Origin of the sequence: Pseudarthrobacter sulfonivorans (assembly GCF_014712225.1) — a bacterium.
Taxonomy (GTDB): Bacteria; Actinomycetota; Actinomycetes; order Actinomycetales; family Micrococcaceae; genus Arthrobacter; species Arthrobacter sulfonivorans.
The window spans coordinates 192,645-207,896 of the sequence record NZ_JACXBW010000003.1; the positions used below are offsets into that span (position 1 = coordinate 192,645).

The window sequence follows — 15,252 nt, forward strand, 5'->3', positions numbered from 1 at the left end:
GACGGTGACTGTGCCCCTAGACGGTGACCTTGCCGTCGTCGTCCACTGCCCAGGTGGGGTTGTACGCAATCTCCCAGCGGAAGCCGTCCGGATCGGCAAAATAGCCGCTGTACCCGCCCCAGGGCTGGGTGACAGGCTCGGCCACGATCTCAGCGCCGGCGGCGCGGGCTTCGGCCATCACCCGGTCCACGTCCTCCGTGCTGGGAAGGTTGTGGCTGAGGGTGATGCACGGAACCGGTCCGGGGGTACCTACGCCCGCTTCGGCGTGCATCTGCCCGGCGTCCCACAGGGAAAGGATCAGTCCGTGGTTGGCCTGGATGAACACCACATCGCCGGCGTGTTCCCGGCGCACTGGCCAGCCGAGGCCTTCAACGTAGAAGCGGCGGGAGGCGTCAACGCTGCGAACGCCTAGTGAGATGAAGTCGACTCTGGGCTGCATGCTTCGATACTGTCAGAAGATGGCAACAATTCAAGGAAACGATCGGGAAGCATTGGCCGACAAAGAGCAGCTCGCTGCCGTTCGGATTGCGGTCGATGAAGTCGACGAGCAGATTGTCACGCTCATTGCGCGGCGTGAACGCCTGATCCGGATCGCCGGAACCCTGAAGGGGGACGACGCTGAAGTCCGCGCCCCGGGCCGGGTGGAGCGGGTGATTGCGCACGTTCGCGGAGCCGCGGAAAAGAAGGACATTGATCCGGACATCGTGGAATCCACGTACCGGGCCATGATCTCGGGTTTCATCGAACTCGAGATGAAGGTCCACAAAGAAAACAGCTGAAGCTAGAGCGCTTCCTCGACGGCGACGCCGGACTGGAATTCCCGGCCGTCAGCCTCGCTGAAGGCTGACATGACGTGCCCCTTGCCCAGGCCGTGGACTGCGGCGAGGGGAAAATTCCCCGTGATGGTATTGCCGGAGTGTGTCACGCCATCAAGATCATAATTTTCTTCGGCGCTCTGATCGTGACTGAACGAGTAGAAGGCGATTGCCTCCCCGTTCATGAACTCAATGCCCAGCCGTCTTTGGGACGAGTAGTCAGGGCTGGCCGCCACGAGCCCTACTACGTACGCACCCGCTCCCGGTATGTTGCCGTCGATATCAAAGGTTGCCACGAGGGTTTCGTCCTCGGCTTTGATGCTTACGTGCTTGAGGAGTGCGCTTTGGGAGCTCATGCCACAATCCTGCCCTCCTGCTGGCCGTCCGTCCACCCCTGTCTAGGTTTTGCCGGGGCACCGTCGTAGACTGGATTTATTCGAACATGTATTCGAACAATCCGCTTTTGCGTCAGCATCTCGCATCAGCCCAATTCAGTTCGGGAGGCGCCCATGGGCATGTTCAGCGAGTCCGTGGACGTCGACTGCGCCGCTTCCGGCCAGCCGCTGAAACTCCGGTGGGCCGGGCAGCATTACACGGTGTGTGCTGAACCTGTCCGGTGGTACGAGCGCCGGCAATGGTGGGCTGAGGAGCGCCGGGCACCCCTGGGCAGCGGCCCAGGCCTGGTGGACCACGAGATCTGGCGGGTCCAGGTCCGGTTGGACCCGCAGGATGCCGGGGAGCCGCTCACCCTTGACCTTTCCCGGCATCTCGGCAGCGGCCGCTGGCGGCTGGTGCGGATCCACGACGCCCTCCAGCCCCGAACAGCATGAGCTTCACCCACCTCCACGTTTCCACCGCCTTCAGCGCGCACTACGGGGTTTCCTGGCCCGAGGAGCTCGCCCAGGTTGCCGCGGCGGACGGCGCGTCAGCGCTCGCGTGCACGGACCGCGACGGCCTGTACGGCACCATCAAACACCTCAAAGCATGCATGGCGGCGGGCATCGATCCCCTTGTGGGAGTGGACCTCGCGGTCTTCGACGACGACGGCGACCACCGCACCCAGCTCGCCGGCCGGGTGGTGGTGCTCGCCCGGGGCCACAACAACGGGGCCGGCTACCGGGCACTGTGCCGGCTGGTATCCGATGCCCATGCCCGCACTTCGGGTAAAGCCGGGGGAGCAGTGCCAGTAGCGGTCACCCGCGCCGAACTCGCCTCCCGGACCCTTGACCCCCAGACGCTCAAGCCGGTCCTGACCGTCCTGATCGGACCGGACTCCGACGTCGGACGGGCCATGGGCGGGCGGCGGTACCTGCGGCCCCGCACTCTCTTCAAACGCTGGCTGGAAGCCATGCCCGCCGGGAGCCTGGTGGCGGAAGTCGTTTCCCAACTCACCACCCCCGGCAAACCCCTGAGCACCGCCCACGCAGTGCGCATGCTCAAACTCGCCGAAGAACACCATGTCCCGGCTGTCCTCACTAACGCTGTCCGTTATTGCGCCGAGGACGGCGCCGCCACGGCGGACGTGCTCGACTCAGCCCGGACACTGAAGTCCCTGCCGGAACTTGCGGCAGAACCTTTACTCCAACCCAACGGGCAAGCCTGGCTCAAATCAGCAGAACAGATGCTTCAGCTGGGCAAGGAAATCATCCGCGCCGCAGGGTATGGCACGGCTGACCTCAAGCAACTGATGGCACAAACTGAGGCGCTCGCCGACTACTGCCGGATAGACCCGGTGAGTGACATGGGCTGGAAACAGCCCGTGGTACCGGAGGCCTCGGTCATCGGCATCAGCCAGGACCCGCACCTTGAACTGGTGCAGCGTTGCGAAGCGGGGATAGGCAGGCGGTTTCCTGGCATCTCAGGCCCGGCACACAAGGAAATGCGCTCGCGGCTGGAGCACGAGCTGGGGATCATCCGGAACCTCGGATTTTCCTCCTATTTCCTGACGGTGGCGGAAGTTTCCCGCATGATCCTGGACATGGGAGTGCGGGCAGCCGCCCGCGGTTCAGGAGCCTCCAGCCTGGTCAATTACCTGATCGACGTCAGCCAGGTGGACCCGCTGCAGCATGACCTGATCTTCGAACGCTTCCTGTCCCGGGACCGGGCAACGTTGCCCGACATCGACATCGACGTCGAAAGCGCCGAACGGCACAACGTGTACCGGAAAATCTTTGACCGGTTTGGTGCTGAACGGGTCACCCTGATGAGTATGCAAAACGGGTACCGTGCACGCGGCGCGGTCCGGGATGCCGGCATGGCGCTGGGCATGGACGATGACGACGTCGGTGAGATCGCCAAACAGCTGTGGCGTTTTTCGGCCCGGAAATTCCGTGAAGCCCTGGTTGAAAAACCTGAACTCCGGGAATTCGCCGGGCGGGTGGAACAGCGTGGTTTCGCCGAAAACCAGCAGCTTGACCTGCTGGTGGACCTCACCGAACGCCTCGACAGGCTGCCCCGCCATATTTCCATGCACCCCTGTGGTGTGATCCTGGGCGATGCCACGCTGCTTGACCGGACGCCTGTCCAGCCCAGCGGGCTGGGGCTGCCGATGAGCCAGTTCGACAAACACGACATGGATCCCATGGGCATGCTCAAGCTGGATGTGCTGGGGGTCAGGATGCAGAGCGCGATGGCTTTCGCCATCCGGGAAGTCATCCGGATCCATCCTTCCAAAGCGGAAGTGGTGGCGGCCGGTGCCCACCCTGCGGGGCCTGACGGCTCCGGGCCGGATTACATCGCTGAGAACGGCCACATCGACCTCAACGCTGTCCCTCTCGATGATGAGCCCACCTTCGAGCTGATCCGCAGCACCCACACCCTGGGCTGCTTCCAGATTGAGTCGCCCGGCCAGCGTGAGTTGATCGGCAAGATGGCCCCGCGTGAGTTCAACGACCTCATCATCGACATTTCGCTGTTCCGGCCGGGGCCCATGAAATCGGACATGGTGCGGCCTTTCCTGGAGCACCGGCACGGCTTCGCGCCGGAGGTCTATCCGCACCCTGACCTGAAACCCGTGCTGCAGGAAACACACGGCGTCACCGTCTTCCACGAACAGATCCTGAAAACCTTTGACGTGATGACCGGCTGCGGGCTGGCGCGGGCGGATGAGTTCCGCCGGGCCCTTGGCAATGAGGTCCTGGAGCTGAAAGTGGAGGAGTTCTTCCGCAGGGAGGCGCGCATCAGGGGGTATTCGCCGGAGGTGGTGGACAACGTCTGGGGGACCCTGAAAGCGTTTGGAAGCTTTGGTTTCTGCAAGGCTCACGGCGCGGCCTTTGCCGTGCCCACCTATCAGTCCGCCTGGTTGAAAGCGCACCATCCCGAGGCATTCCTGGCCGGGCTGTGGGAACACGATCCCGGCATGTATCCCAAGCGGCTGCTGGTGGCCGAGGCCCGACGGCTGGGTATCCCCATCCTTCCCCTGGACATCAACCGCAGCCAGGCCGAGTACCGGGTGGAACGGGTGGCGGACGGCGCGGATGCCGGCAAGCTGGGGATCAGGCTGAGCCTCAACGGCATCTATGGCCTCTCAGGGGCCGAGCTTAAGCGGATTGTGGCCGGCCAGCCCTACGACTCCCTTGCTGATCTCAGGGCCCGGTCCAGGCTGAGCAGGCCCAGCATCAAAAGGCTCGCACAGCTGGGGGCCTTTGATTCCCTGCACCGGGAGTCGGGCGGTGCTGCAAACCGGGCGGACCTCGTTCAGCATCTGCAGAAACTCCAGGCGGCAGGCGGCACCCGGAAGGGCCTGGACATCATGGAAGGGCAGCTGGCCTTGCCGCTTGGTGATGTGGAGCTGCGGAACGTTAAACCCGGCCTTCCTGCCCCGACCCTGGTGGACAATGTCCGGGCAGAACTTGACCTGATGGCCATTGATGTCAGCGGGCACCTGATGGACAGCCACCGGCCGATGCTGGACAGGCTGGGAGTCACCACTGCCGACAAGCTGCTGGGCCTGCGCAACGGCACAGAGGTTCTGGTGGCCGGGGTGCGCATCGCCACCCAGACCCCGCCCATGCGCGGCGGGCGGCGGGTGGTGTTCATCAGCATCGATGACGGCACCGGCTGCATCGACTCCGTGTTCTTCCACGAAGCCCAGGAACAGGCGGGACTGCTGCTCTTCGGCACCAGGTTGCTGCTCATCCGGGGCACCACGCGGCGGACAGGTCCACGGGGAATCAGTCTGAGCGCCAGCATGGCCTGGGACCTGAGCAAGGTGGAAACACTGCCCTTCCCTGAAAACCAGCGGGAGGGCACCGATGTGCCGCATCCCCTGGACGGGATCAGCCGAAGCCTTGCCATCACCGGAATGGGCGGCTGAGCCCCATCCGGGTGCCCGGACGGTCCGCCTGAACCAGCGGGTCCCGTTGGTCGGCCTCTGGCGGAACCGATAGCATTGACGATGGCTGGCTGTGGTCCCCGTATGCCGCAAGCTATGAAGCCTAAAACTTTGAATAGGAGACACCCGTGTCAGATGCCCAGCAGATCACCCTCATCGTCGATGGCGAAGAGACCAAGGTGACTACCGGGACAACCGGTGCGGAACTCTTCTTTGAGCGCCGCGACGTTGTTGTTGCCCGCGTTAACGGCGAGCTGAAGGACCTGGACCAGGAGCTGACCGACGGCGCCGAGATCGAGGGCGTCACCATCGATTCCCCGGACGGCCTGAACGTGCTCCGCCACTCCACCGCCCACGTCATGGCCCAGGCCGTGCAGCAGCTGCGCCCCGACGCCAAGCTCGGCATCGGCCCGTACATCACAGACGGCTTCTACTTCGACTTCGACGTCGCCGAGCCCTTCACGCCCGAGGACCTCAAAACCCTCGAAAAGATGATGCTGAAGATCATCAACCAGAACCAGAAGTTCGTCCGCCGCGTGGTCAGTGAGGATGAAGCCCGCGAGGCCATGAAGAACGAGCCCTACAAGCTTGAACTGCTGGGTAAAAAGAATGAAGCCGCCGAAGCAGGCGAAGGCGTCAACGTCGAGGTCGGCGCCGGCGACATCACCATCTACGACAATGTGGAGCGCAAGGAGGGAACCACCGTCTGGTGCGACCTTTGCCGCGGCCCGCACCTGCCCAACACCAAACTCATCTCCAACGCGTTCGCCCTGACCCGGTCCTCTTCGGCGTACTGGCTGGGCAACCAGAAGAACCAGCAGCTCCAGCGCATCTACGGCACGGCCTGGCCCACCAAGGACGCACTGAAGGCCTACCAGGAACGCATCGCCGAAGCTGAGCGGCGCGACCACCGCAAGCTCGGCGTCGAACTTGATCTCTTTTCCTTCCCGGACGAACTGGGCTCCGGCCTGCCGGTGTTCCACCCCAAGGGCGGCATCATCCGCAAGGAGATGGAGGACTACTCCCGGCAGCGCCACGTCGATGCCGGCTACGACTTCGTCTACACCCCGCACATCACCAAGGGCCACCTGTACGAAGTCTCGGGACACCTGGACTGGTACAAGGAAGGCATGTTCCCGGCCATGCACGTGGACGCCGAGCTCAACGAGGACGGCACCGTCCGCAAGCCCGGCCAGGATTACTACCTGAAGCCGATGAACTGCCCCATGCACAACCTGATCTTCCGCTCCCGGGGCCGGTCTTACCGGGAACTGCCGCTGCGGCTGTTCGAATTCGGCGCCGTCTACCGGTACGAAAAGTCAGGTGTGGTGCACGGCCTGACCCGCGTCCGCGGCATGACCCAGGATGACGCCCACATCTACTGCACCCGCGAGCAGATGAAGGACGAACTCACCAAGACCCTGACCTTCGTGCTTGACCTGCTGAAGGACTACGGCCTGAACGACTTCTACCTGGAGCTCTCCACCAAGGATCCGGAGAAGTTCGTCGGCGAGGACGCCGCCTGGGAAGAGGCCACCAGGACCCTTGCCGAAGTGGCCGAGGAATCCGGGCTTGAACTCGTCGCGGATCCGGGCGGGGCCGCGTTCTACGGCCCGAAGATTTCCGTCCAGGCGAAGGACGCCCTGGGCCGCACCTGGCAGATGTCCACCATCCAGCTGGACTTCAACCTCCCCGAACGCTTCGAACTGGAATTCCAGGCGGCCGACGGCACCCGCCAGCGGCCCGTGATGATCCACCGCGCTCTCTTCGGTTCCATCGAACGTTTTATGGGCGTGCTCACCGAGCACTACGCCGGCGCCTTCCCGGCGTGGCTTTCCCCCGTCCAGGTGGTGGGCATCCCGGTGGCCGAAACATTCAACGAGTACATGTTCGACGTCGTGGGCCAGCTCAAGGCGGCGGGCATCCGCGCCGAGGTGGATACGTCGTCGGACAGGTTCCCCAAGAAGATCCGCACCGCCAGCAAGGACAAGATCCCGTTTGTCCTGATCGCCGGCGGCGACGACGCCGAGGCCGGCGCCGTGTCCTTCCGGTTCCGCGACGGCAGCCAGGACAACGGCGTGCCGGTGGCCGAGGCCGTCAAGCGGATCACGGAAGCCGTCCGTAACCGGACCAGCTAGCGGAAACGGAACAGAACAGGGTGCAGGAGAACACAGGGGCAGGGTATCCAGGGGATGCCGGCGTGACCGATGACTTTGACCTCGCCGGCGTACCGGACGCATTCCAGCGCCTGTGGACTCCGCACCGGCTGGCCTACATCAAGGGCGGCCAGCACCAGTTCAAGAACGAAAACGACTGCCCCTTCTGTGTGGGTCCGAGCCGGACCGACGAGGATGCCCTCATCGTCCACCGGGGGAAGACCTGTTATGTGGTCCTGAACCTGTTTCCCTACAACCCGGGCCATCTCCTGGTGTGCCCCTACCGGCATGTCCCGGACTACACGGACCTCACGACGGAGGAGACGGCGGAGTTCGCCGAGATCAGCCAGTCAGCCATGAGGGTTCTGCGCAAAGTGGCCAACCCGGGCGGCTTTAACCTGGGCATGAACCAGGGCGTGGTGGGTGGCGCCGGCATCGCAGCCCACCTGCACCAGCACATTGTTCCGCGGTGGGGCGGTGACGGGAACTTCTTCCCGATCATTGCCCAGACCAAGGCGATTACGCAGACCCTCGACGAGGTCCGCCAAATGGTTGCCGAGGCCTGGCCAGGGGAGACGGATGCTGAATAGGCACGCGCGCGGCTTTTTTACCGCGCTGTTCACCCCGCTTGCCCGCTGGCTCCTGAAAATCGGTGTTTCCCCTGACGCGGTGACGGTCATCGGCACCGCCGGCGTGGTGGTGGGAGCCCTGGTCTTCTACCCGCTGGGCCAGCTTTGGTGGGGCACCCTGTTCATTACCACATTCATCTTCTCGGATGTGCTCGACGGCATTATGGCCCGCATGCGGGACACCGGCGGCCGGTGGGGCAACTTCCTGGACTCCACGCTGGACCGGATCGCCGACGGCGCCCTGTTTGCGGGCGTGGCCATCTGGTTCTTCACCGGAGGAGCAGATTACGCGATTGCCGTGGCGGCCATGGTCTGCCTCGTTCTGGGCATGGTGGTCTCGTATGCGCGGTCCAAGGCCGAATCCCTCGGCTTCACGGCAAATGTCGGCATCGCCGAGCGTGCCGAGAGACTGGTGTCGGTTCTGGTGGTCACCGGATTCACGGGCCTGGGGCTGCCACCGGTGGTTCTGCTGGTGACGCTCGGACTGCTGGGCGTGGCCAGCCTCATTACCATTTGCCAGCGCATAGCCACCGTCCACCGCCAGGCTTTTGCGGAGTCCGCGGCTACGGATTAAGCCTGATTAAGCCCGCCGCCCGCCGGGGGACTAGTATTATCACTGCCCGGTCAATGGATCCGGCAACCCGGTGCGTGTACTTCCGGCTTCTTGCCGCCCTCACGTCCGGCGAAGATCATCTATCTACCCATAGGGGTTTTTGTGTCTACACCTGATGTAAGCAGCGAAGCCGGTTCGTCCGCGAACAGCGTCACGGGCAGCAACCGCGTCAAGCGGGGCATGGCTGAGATGCTCAAGGGCGGCGTCATCATGGACGTCGTCAACGTTGAACAGGCCCGCATCGCCGAAGACGCCGGTGCCGTTGCAGTGATGGCGCTGGAACGTGTCCCGGCTGATATCCGTGCCCAGGGCGGCGTGTCCCGCATGTCCGATCCGGACATGATCGACAAAATCATCGACGCCGTGTCCGTGCCGGTCATGGCCAAGGCCCGGATCGGCCACTTCGTCGAAGCCCAGGTCCTGCAGTCGTTGGGCGTGGACTACATTGACGAGTCCGAGGTCCTGACCCCGGCCGACTACGTCCACCACATCGACAAGTGGAACTTCAAGGTTCCCTTCGTCTGTGGCGCCACCAACCTCGGTGAGGCGCTGCGCCGCATCAACGAGGGCGCGGCGATGATCCGCTCCAAGGGCGAGGCCGGCACCGGCGACGTCTCCAACGCGACCGGCCACATGCGCCAGATCCGCGCCGAGATCGCCAAGCTCGCGGCCCTGCCCGAGGACGAACTCTACGTCGCGGCCAAGGAACTGCAGGCCCCGTACGAACTGGTCAAGGAAGTTGCTGCCGCCGGCAAGCTCCCCGTGGTGCTGTTCACCGCGGGCGGCATCGCCACCCCGGCCGACGCCGCCATGATGATGCAGCTCGGCGCCGACGGCGTCTTCGTCGGCTCCGGCATCTTCAAGTCGGGCAACCCGGCCCAGCGTGCCGCTGCCGTAGTCAAGGCCACCACGTTCTTCGATGACCCCGATGTCATCGCCAAGGCCTCCCGCGGCCTGGGCGAAGCAATGGTGGGCATCAACGTGGAAGAGATCCCGCAGCCGCACCGCCTCGCCGAGCGCGGCTGGTAGTAACTTTAAAGAAGTACGACGGCGGGTGGTCACCTTTTCGAAGGTGACCACCCGCCGTCGTTCTTTCTCATCGATTGCTCCGTAACCGCCCTTTTGGGCCCCCTAAACGGCCGTTACGGAGCAATCGATGCGGATTTAGTCGAGGCCGCGGCGCTTCAGCAGCGGCTCGAGCCTGGCGTCGCGTCCTCGGAGGGTGCGGAAGGAGTCCAGCGGGTCCCGGCTGTTGCCGCGGGACAGCAGTTCGTTGCGGAACCGTTCGCCGTTGGTCCGGTTCAGGCCACCGTTTTCGGTGAACCAGTCAACGGTTTCAGCATCCAGGACCTCACTCCAAATGTAGGAATAGTAGCCGGCCGCGTACCCGTCGCCCGCGAAGATGTGCTGGAAGTAGCCGGTGCGGTAGCGCGGCGGAATCAGGGCATGGGCCACCCCTGCTGCGGCCAGTGATTTGGCCTCGAAGGCCAGCGCGTCGTCCGGGATTCCGGCTTCCTCCAGCACGTGCCAGGCCAGGTCAAGCAGCGCGGCTCCCAGGTACTCGGTGGTCGCGAAGCCCTCGCCCCACATCCGCGCCTCATTAAGCCGGTCCACGACGTCCTGCGGGAGGGGCTCGCCCGTTGTGTGGTGACGGGCATAATTGGCCAGCACGTCGGGCCAGAGGATCCACATCTCGTTGACCTGCGACGGGTATTCCACAAAGTCCCGGGGGACCGCAGTCCCGGAAAACCGCGGATACGTCACGTTGGAAAACAAGCCGTGGAGGGCGTGTCCGAACTCGTGGAACGTGGTGCGAAGCTCGTCCAGCGTCAGGAGTGTGGGTTCGCCTGCCGGCGGTTTGGAGATGTTGAGGTTGTTGATCACCACGGGCCGGGTGCCGTGCAGTTCTGACTGGTCCACGAGCGAGTTCATCCATGCCCCGCCCCGCTTGGACTCGCGCGTGTAGTAGTCGCCCAGGAACAGTCCGAGTCCCGTTCCGTCCGGGTTTCGGACTTCCCAGACACGGACGTCCGGGTGGTAACCGGCCAGGTCAGCGCGTTCGTGGAAGGTGATGCCGTAGAGGGACGTGGCAGCGAAGAAGACGCCGTCCCGGAGAACGCGGTCCAGCTCGAAATAGGGGCGGAGCGCCTGCTCGTCCACTGCATACTTTTCCCGGCGCACTTTGGCAGAGTAGAACGCCCAGTCCCAGGCCTCCAGCGGATGCCCGGCAATCCCGGCCAGGGCGCCAGCCTCGGCGTCCGCATTGCGGACTGCCGCCGGCGCCAGCCTGTTCAGCATCGACCGCACCGCCTCAAAATCGGGGGCCGTTTGGCGGTCCACCACGAGTTCGGCGTAGTTCGCGAAACCAAGCAGTGCGGCTTTTTCAGCGCGAAGCCGAGCCATTGAGGTGACCAGGTCCAGGACGTCCAGGCTGCCGCCGTCGCTGCCCCGGCCTGTGGAGGCCTCGAACAGCCGACGGCGGACGTTACGGTTTTCGAGGGCAGCCATAGCGGGCTGGTTGCTGGGCTGGATCAGTGTCAGCAGAAATTTGCCGTCGTGGCCGGCGGTGCGGGCAGCCTCGGCGGCGCTGGCGATATCGTCCGCCGGCAGGCCGGCCAGCTCCTCTGCGCTGTCCAACAACACAGCCGCCGACTTCATGCCCTCCTTGACACGCTGCCCGAACTCCGTGCCAAGTTTGGACAGTTCGGCATTGATTCCCCTCAGCCTGTCCTGCCCGGGCTTATCAAGCTGGATCCCGGATTGGCGGAACTCCTTCAGGTACTCCGCCACGAGCCGGACAGACTCAGGGCCGAGTCCGGAGGTGTCGATTGCCATGAACCGGTCGAACAGCGAACGGTTGAGGTAGACCTCGTCCTGGTGGGCGGAAAAGCGAGGTGAAAGTTCGGTCTCAAGGTCAAGGATTTCCGCCGACGCGTCGGCCGAGACGAGGGTGAAGAAAGACGCAGCCGCCCGCTGGAGCAGTTGGCCGGCCCGCTCCATGGCGACGGCCGTGTTCTCGAACGTCGCAGCCGCAGGGCTGTCCACGATCGCCTGGATTTCGGCCAGATGTTCCGCAAGGCCCGCGGCCACGGCCTCGGCGTATTCGGAGGGTCCGATGTCGGCAAACGGCGGCAGCCCGTAGGGCAGGGCGCTGGGGCTGAGGAGGGGATTCGTCATCCCGCTAACCTTTCACACCGGCCCGGCCTTCTCAATGCGCGGCCTTCCGGCTTTAGGGGGCGGCCGAACCTACAATGGCGCTTATGGGGAACACACACGGCAGTGCGGCGCGCCGAATCGGGGCAGCCATCGGGGCTTTCACCCTGGCGGCGGTGCTCACTGCGTGCGGCCTGATTGCGGAACAAGGCCGGCCGTCCGCCACCGGAGTGTCGGGCGCGGCGTCAGAAGTGCAGAGCCCGACGGCGGCCCCCACGCCCACCCCCATCCCCACCCCGGGCGCGGGGCCTGCGTGTCCGACGCTGCGGTGCACATCCGTCCTGGTCACCGGCGACATGCTGGTCCACGCCCAGCTCTGGCAGCAGGCCCGCGACGACGCCGCGGCGGCAGGAACGCCCGGCCTCGACTTTGTGCCACTCCTGGAAGGCCAGCGCCGGTACATCCGGAACAGCGATCTCGCCATCTGCCATCAGGAAACACCGGTCGCGGGGCCGGACGGACCATTTTCGGCCTACCCGTCGTTCAACGTCCCGCCGCAGATCATTGCAGCGTCCAAGAACGTGGGCTACCAGGCCTGCACCACCGCCAGCAACCACACGATCGACCGCAGCACTGACGGACTGCTGCGCACCCTGGATGCACTGGACGCGGCAGGCCTCAAGCACACGGGTTCCTACCGGACGGAGGCCGAGTCGCAGGGAATCCTGATGATGCAGACGAAGGCCGCAAAAATCGCCGTCATTGAAGGAACCTACGGCCTCAACGGCCTGTCAGCAGAATACGGCTGGCAGGTGGACATGCTCGATGCGCCCACCATGATTGCCAAGGCCGTCAAAGCCAGGGCCCTTGGCGCGGACATCGTCCTGGGTGCCATGCACGCGGGGGAGGAATATGCCAGCGAGGCGAACGCCCAGCAGCAGGAAGTGGCCCACGCCCTGGTGGACAGCGGCCAATTCAGCATGATCTACGGCCACCACACGCATTCCGTGCTGCCGATCGAAAACTACAAGGGCACCTGGATCGTCTACGGTCTGGGCAACGGCGTCACTGAACTGTCGCCCTGGTACGTGGTGAACAACGAGGGGCTGCTGGTCCGCGCGCAGTTCAGCCAGGACGCGGCCGGCAACTGGACGGCGTCGGACCTCGCCTGGGCGCCGTCGGTGATTGTCCGTGATCCCTACCGGTGGTGCTCGGTCGCATCGGACGCCCCCCAAGGGGTCTGCGCAACCGCGGAAGCCGACGCGGCCACCAGACAGCGGACCGCCGCCGTCGTGGAGTCCCTGGGATCCGCGGCCGCAGGCGCCCACGAACTCTTGATCACCAAGGAACCGTAGCCGTGTCCGGCGCAGACTTAGCCGTGCTTACGCGCCCACCGGGCAAGCCGCTGCCGGACGTGGTGCAGCCGGGTATGCCGGCAGCGGTCAGTGGCCTGTGGCAGGTTTGACCGCCGGAGGGGGGCGGCCCGTCAGCGCGGGCGGCGGGCAGCGTGCTCGCGTGCCAGCACGGCGAACCGGTCATCCGGGGCGCCCGGCTCAAATGTCCCAAACTTGCGCTCCGCGGCCGTCCGGATGAGAAAGTCGGCGATGGCGGGATTCTTCGGCAGCAGCGAACCGTGCAGGTAGCTGGCCACCACATTCTTGTAGCGCGCCCCCTCATGGCCGTCGCTGCTGTTGTTGCCGGTTCCTTTTGCCGTGGTCCCCAGCGGCCGGACGCCGGGGCCCAGCGTGGTTTGCCCGCTGTGGTTCTCGTAGCCCAGGATCTCGCCGAACTCCTCCGTGGCCACCTTGACGTTGCCGATCAGGCGCTCGTCCGTGCCCCGGGTTTCCACGTCCAGGATGCCGATTCCGGGAATGACTGTGCCCAGGTGGGTCTTGAAAAAGCGGCCAAACAGTTGGTAAAGCCCGCAGATTGCCAGCATGGGCGCGCCGTCCTCTGCCAGTTCCTTCAGGAGGCCGGCGCGTGACTGAAGGTCGTCCTGAATGACCAGTTGCCCGCTGTCCTGCCCGCCGCCGCCCACGATCAGGTCCACGTCGGCGGGGAATTCGTCGCCCACGTTGTACTCGAGCAGCTCCGGCGTATAACCGTGCCAGCTGATCCGCTGCTTCAGGACCAGGGCGTTGCCCCAGTCACCGTAGATGTTCATGTCCCGCGGATACAGCTGCAGGACGCGGATGGTGCCCTTGCTGCCCGACACGGCTCCGGCCGATTCAGCGGTCATGAGACCACCTCCACTGTGGTGATTTTGGACAGCTCCCGGCGGATGGCCAGCATGGCTGTGTAGGTGCAGAAAATCCGTTTCGGCTTGCCGCTGCCCTCGCGGATGAAGGCGGCCAGGGCTGGGGCGATGTCTGGCTGGACCGCGCCGATCCGAACCTCGTCGTACTGCAGCCGCAGCGCCATGTCGTACGCCCGCGACCCGGTCAACTGGTCCACGCCGCCGTCGCGGAGGGAATCAAATTCCACGTCCCAGAGCCAGGACATGTCCCTGCCGTCGGCGTAGTTGTCGTTGATGGCGATCATGGTTGCGTAACCGGCGGCCGGGAAGGACTTCAGCCCGAGCCGGAAACCGCTGGGGTTCTTGACCAGCACGAGGTCCAGGGGCTGGCCGTCAACGGTGAGGCTTTCGCCGCGGCCGAAGGCCGGCTCGACCTGGGACAGGGCGGTCAGCAGCGTCGCGTGGTCGGCCGTCGCCGCACCCCCGCCGCAGATGCTGCGCGCAAGTGCCAGCGCGGCCGCGGCATTGAAGATGTTGTAGACGCCGCGGAGCTTCATCGCGGTGGTGACGGTGACGCCGTCGTACTCAAAATCCGCGGTGTCCGGTCCTACCTTGCGGAGTACGACGTCGGCCGCCGGCTTGTGGGGGAGCGCCGCGGGGGCGGGGCTGCCGGGCGCTGCGCGCATGTCGTCGTCGTTGGGGAAGGTGCTGAGGAGGGAATCGTCCAGCCCGAAGTACTGGACGTCCTGCCCGGTGAGGGTGTCCGCGATGCGGGCAACGCGGGGGTCCTCGCGGTTGAGGACCACCGTGCCGGTGGTTTTCGCCGCGATGTGGTGCAGGAGCTGGGCCGTTTTGTCGATCTCGCCGAACCGGTCCAGCTGGTCCCGCAGGACGTTGAGCAGGAGGCTGTAGCGGGGCGGGACACGGTTGACGAAATGGACTGCGTGGGCTTCGTCGAGTTCCAGGACGGCGACGTCGGCCCTGAGCCTGCCGCGCCAGTCCACCTCGCCGAGCAGGGCGGCCGCCACGCCGCGGGTGAAGTTGCTGCCGGTGCGGTTGGTGAAGACCTTCAGGCCCTGGCTTTCGAGGAGCTCAACCACCATCTTGGTGGTGGTGGTTTTGCCGTTGGTTCCGCTCACCACGGCCACACCGTGGGGGAGCGTGGCGAGTGTCCGCTGCATAAAGCCGGGGTCGATCTTTTCGACCACCAGCCCGGGCAGGGCGGACCCGCCACCCCTGAGCCGGGACACCCGGCGGACGAGCTTGCCGAGCGGAACGCTGATGTAAAGCATGCTCTGTAATATATCCCAGCAACGG

Annotated in this window: 13 protein-coding genes; 8 read left to right on the forward strand and 5 right to left on the reverse strand. The window is 65.0% G+C overall.

Going from position 1 to position 15,252, the window contains the following annotated elements:
* Positions 1-16 precede the first annotated feature (16 nt).
* Positions 17-439: a VOC family protein gene (locus IAQ70_RS05305; protein ID WP_190988263.1), complete on the reverse strand. Its 423-nt coding sequence runs from the start codon at positions 437-439 to the stop codon at positions 17-19.
* A 19-nt stretch (positions 440-458) separates the two neighbouring features.
* On the opposite strand from IAQ70_RS05305, the gene IAQ70_RS05310 reads away from it, so the two are divergent.
* Positions 459-779, forward strand: a complete 321-nt coding sequence (locus IAQ70_RS05310; protein ID WP_190988264.1) for a chorismate mutase — start codon at positions 459-461, stop codon at positions 777-779.
* Between the two features lie 2 nt (positions 780-781).
* On the opposite strand, the gene IAQ70_RS05315 is transcribed toward IAQ70_RS05310, so the two are convergent.
* Positions 782-1,171 carry a hypothetical protein gene (locus IAQ70_RS05315; protein WP_190988265.1) on the reverse strand — a complete coding sequence of 130 codons (390 nt, stop codon included), beginning with the start codon at positions 1,169-1,171 and terminating at the stop codon, positions 782-784.
* 153 nt (positions 1,172-1,324) lie between these two features.
* Between IAQ70_RS05315 and IAQ70_RS05320 the strand changes: the two genes are divergently transcribed.
* The 6 genes from IAQ70_RS05320 (at position 1,325) to pdxS (ending at position 9,575) form a co-directional block, all read left to right on the forward strand.
* Complete coding sequence (locus IAQ70_RS05320; protein WP_190988266.1) at positions 1,325-1,645, forward strand: DUF6504 family protein; 321 nt, start codon at positions 1,325-1,327, stop codon at positions 1,643-1,645.
* The gene (locus IAQ70_RS05325; RefSeq protein ID WP_190988267.1) at positions 1,642-5,130 is read left to right on the forward strand and encodes a DNA polymerase III subunit alpha; all 3,489 of its coding nucleotides are present in this window, start codon (positions 1,642-1,644) and stop codon (positions 5,128-5,130) included. Before IAQ70_RS05320 ends, IAQ70_RS05325 begins: the two co-directional genes overlap by 4 nt.
* Before the next feature lie 146 nt (positions 5,131-5,276).
* Positions 5,277-7,286, forward strand: coding sequence for a threonine--tRNA ligase (gene thrS, locus IAQ70_RS05330; RefSeq protein WP_190988268.1), 2,010 nt, complete (start codon positions 5,277-5,279; stop codon positions 7,284-7,286).
* Positions 7,287-7,306: 20 nt separating this feature from the next.
* A complete protein-coding gene (locus tag IAQ70_RS05335) occupies positions 7,307-7,894 on the forward strand; it encodes an HIT family protein (RefSeq protein ID WP_190988269.1) in 588 nt (195 codons plus the stop codon).
* Positions 7,884-8,507, forward strand: coding sequence for a phosphatidylinositol phosphate synthase (pgsA, locus tag IAQ70_RS05340; RefSeq protein WP_190988270.1), 624 nt, complete (start codon positions 7,884-7,886; stop codon positions 8,505-8,507). Before IAQ70_RS05335 ends, pgsA begins: the two co-directional genes overlap by 11 nt.
* A gap of 141 nt (positions 8,508-8,648) precedes the next feature.
* Entirely contained in the window at positions 8,649-9,575 is a 927-nt protein-coding gene (pdxS, locus tag IAQ70_RS05345; RefSeq protein WP_190988271.1) for a pyridoxal 5'-phosphate synthase lyase subunit PdxS, read from the forward strand.
* 135 nt (positions 9,576-9,710) lie between these two features.
* On the opposite strand, the gene IAQ70_RS05350 is transcribed toward pdxS, so the two are convergent.
* On the reverse strand, positions 9,711-11,723 hold the full coding sequence (locus IAQ70_RS05350) for a M3 family metallopeptidase (protein WP_190988272.1): 2,013 nt from the start codon (positions 11,721-11,723) through the stop codon (positions 9,711-9,713).
* A gap of 83 nt (positions 11,724-11,806) precedes the next feature.
* Between IAQ70_RS05350 and IAQ70_RS05355 the strand changes: the two genes are divergently transcribed.
* On the forward strand, positions 11,807-13,054 hold the full coding sequence (locus tag IAQ70_RS05355; protein ID WP_190988273.1) for a CapA family protein: 1,248 nt from the start codon (positions 11,807-11,809) through the stop codon (positions 13,052-13,054).
* A 131-nt stretch (positions 13,055-13,185) separates the two neighbouring features.
* On the opposite strand, the gene IAQ70_RS05360 is transcribed toward IAQ70_RS05355, so the two are convergent.
* Both IAQ70_RS05360 and IAQ70_RS05365 read right to left on the reverse strand, forming a co-directional pair.
* Positions 13,186-13,938, reverse strand: a complete 753-nt coding sequence (locus IAQ70_RS05360) for a type 1 glutamine amidotransferase (protein ID WP_190988274.1) — start codon at positions 13,936-13,938, stop codon at positions 13,186-13,188.
* Positions 13,935-15,227 (reverse strand): Mur ligase family protein, encoded by a 1,293-nt coding sequence (locus IAQ70_RS05365; RefSeq protein ID WP_190988275.1) that lies wholly within the window; start codon positions 15,225-15,227, stop codon positions 13,935-13,937. Before IAQ70_RS05365 ends, IAQ70_RS05360 begins: the two co-directional genes overlap by 4 nt.
* Positions 15,228-15,252 lie beyond the last annotated feature (25 nt).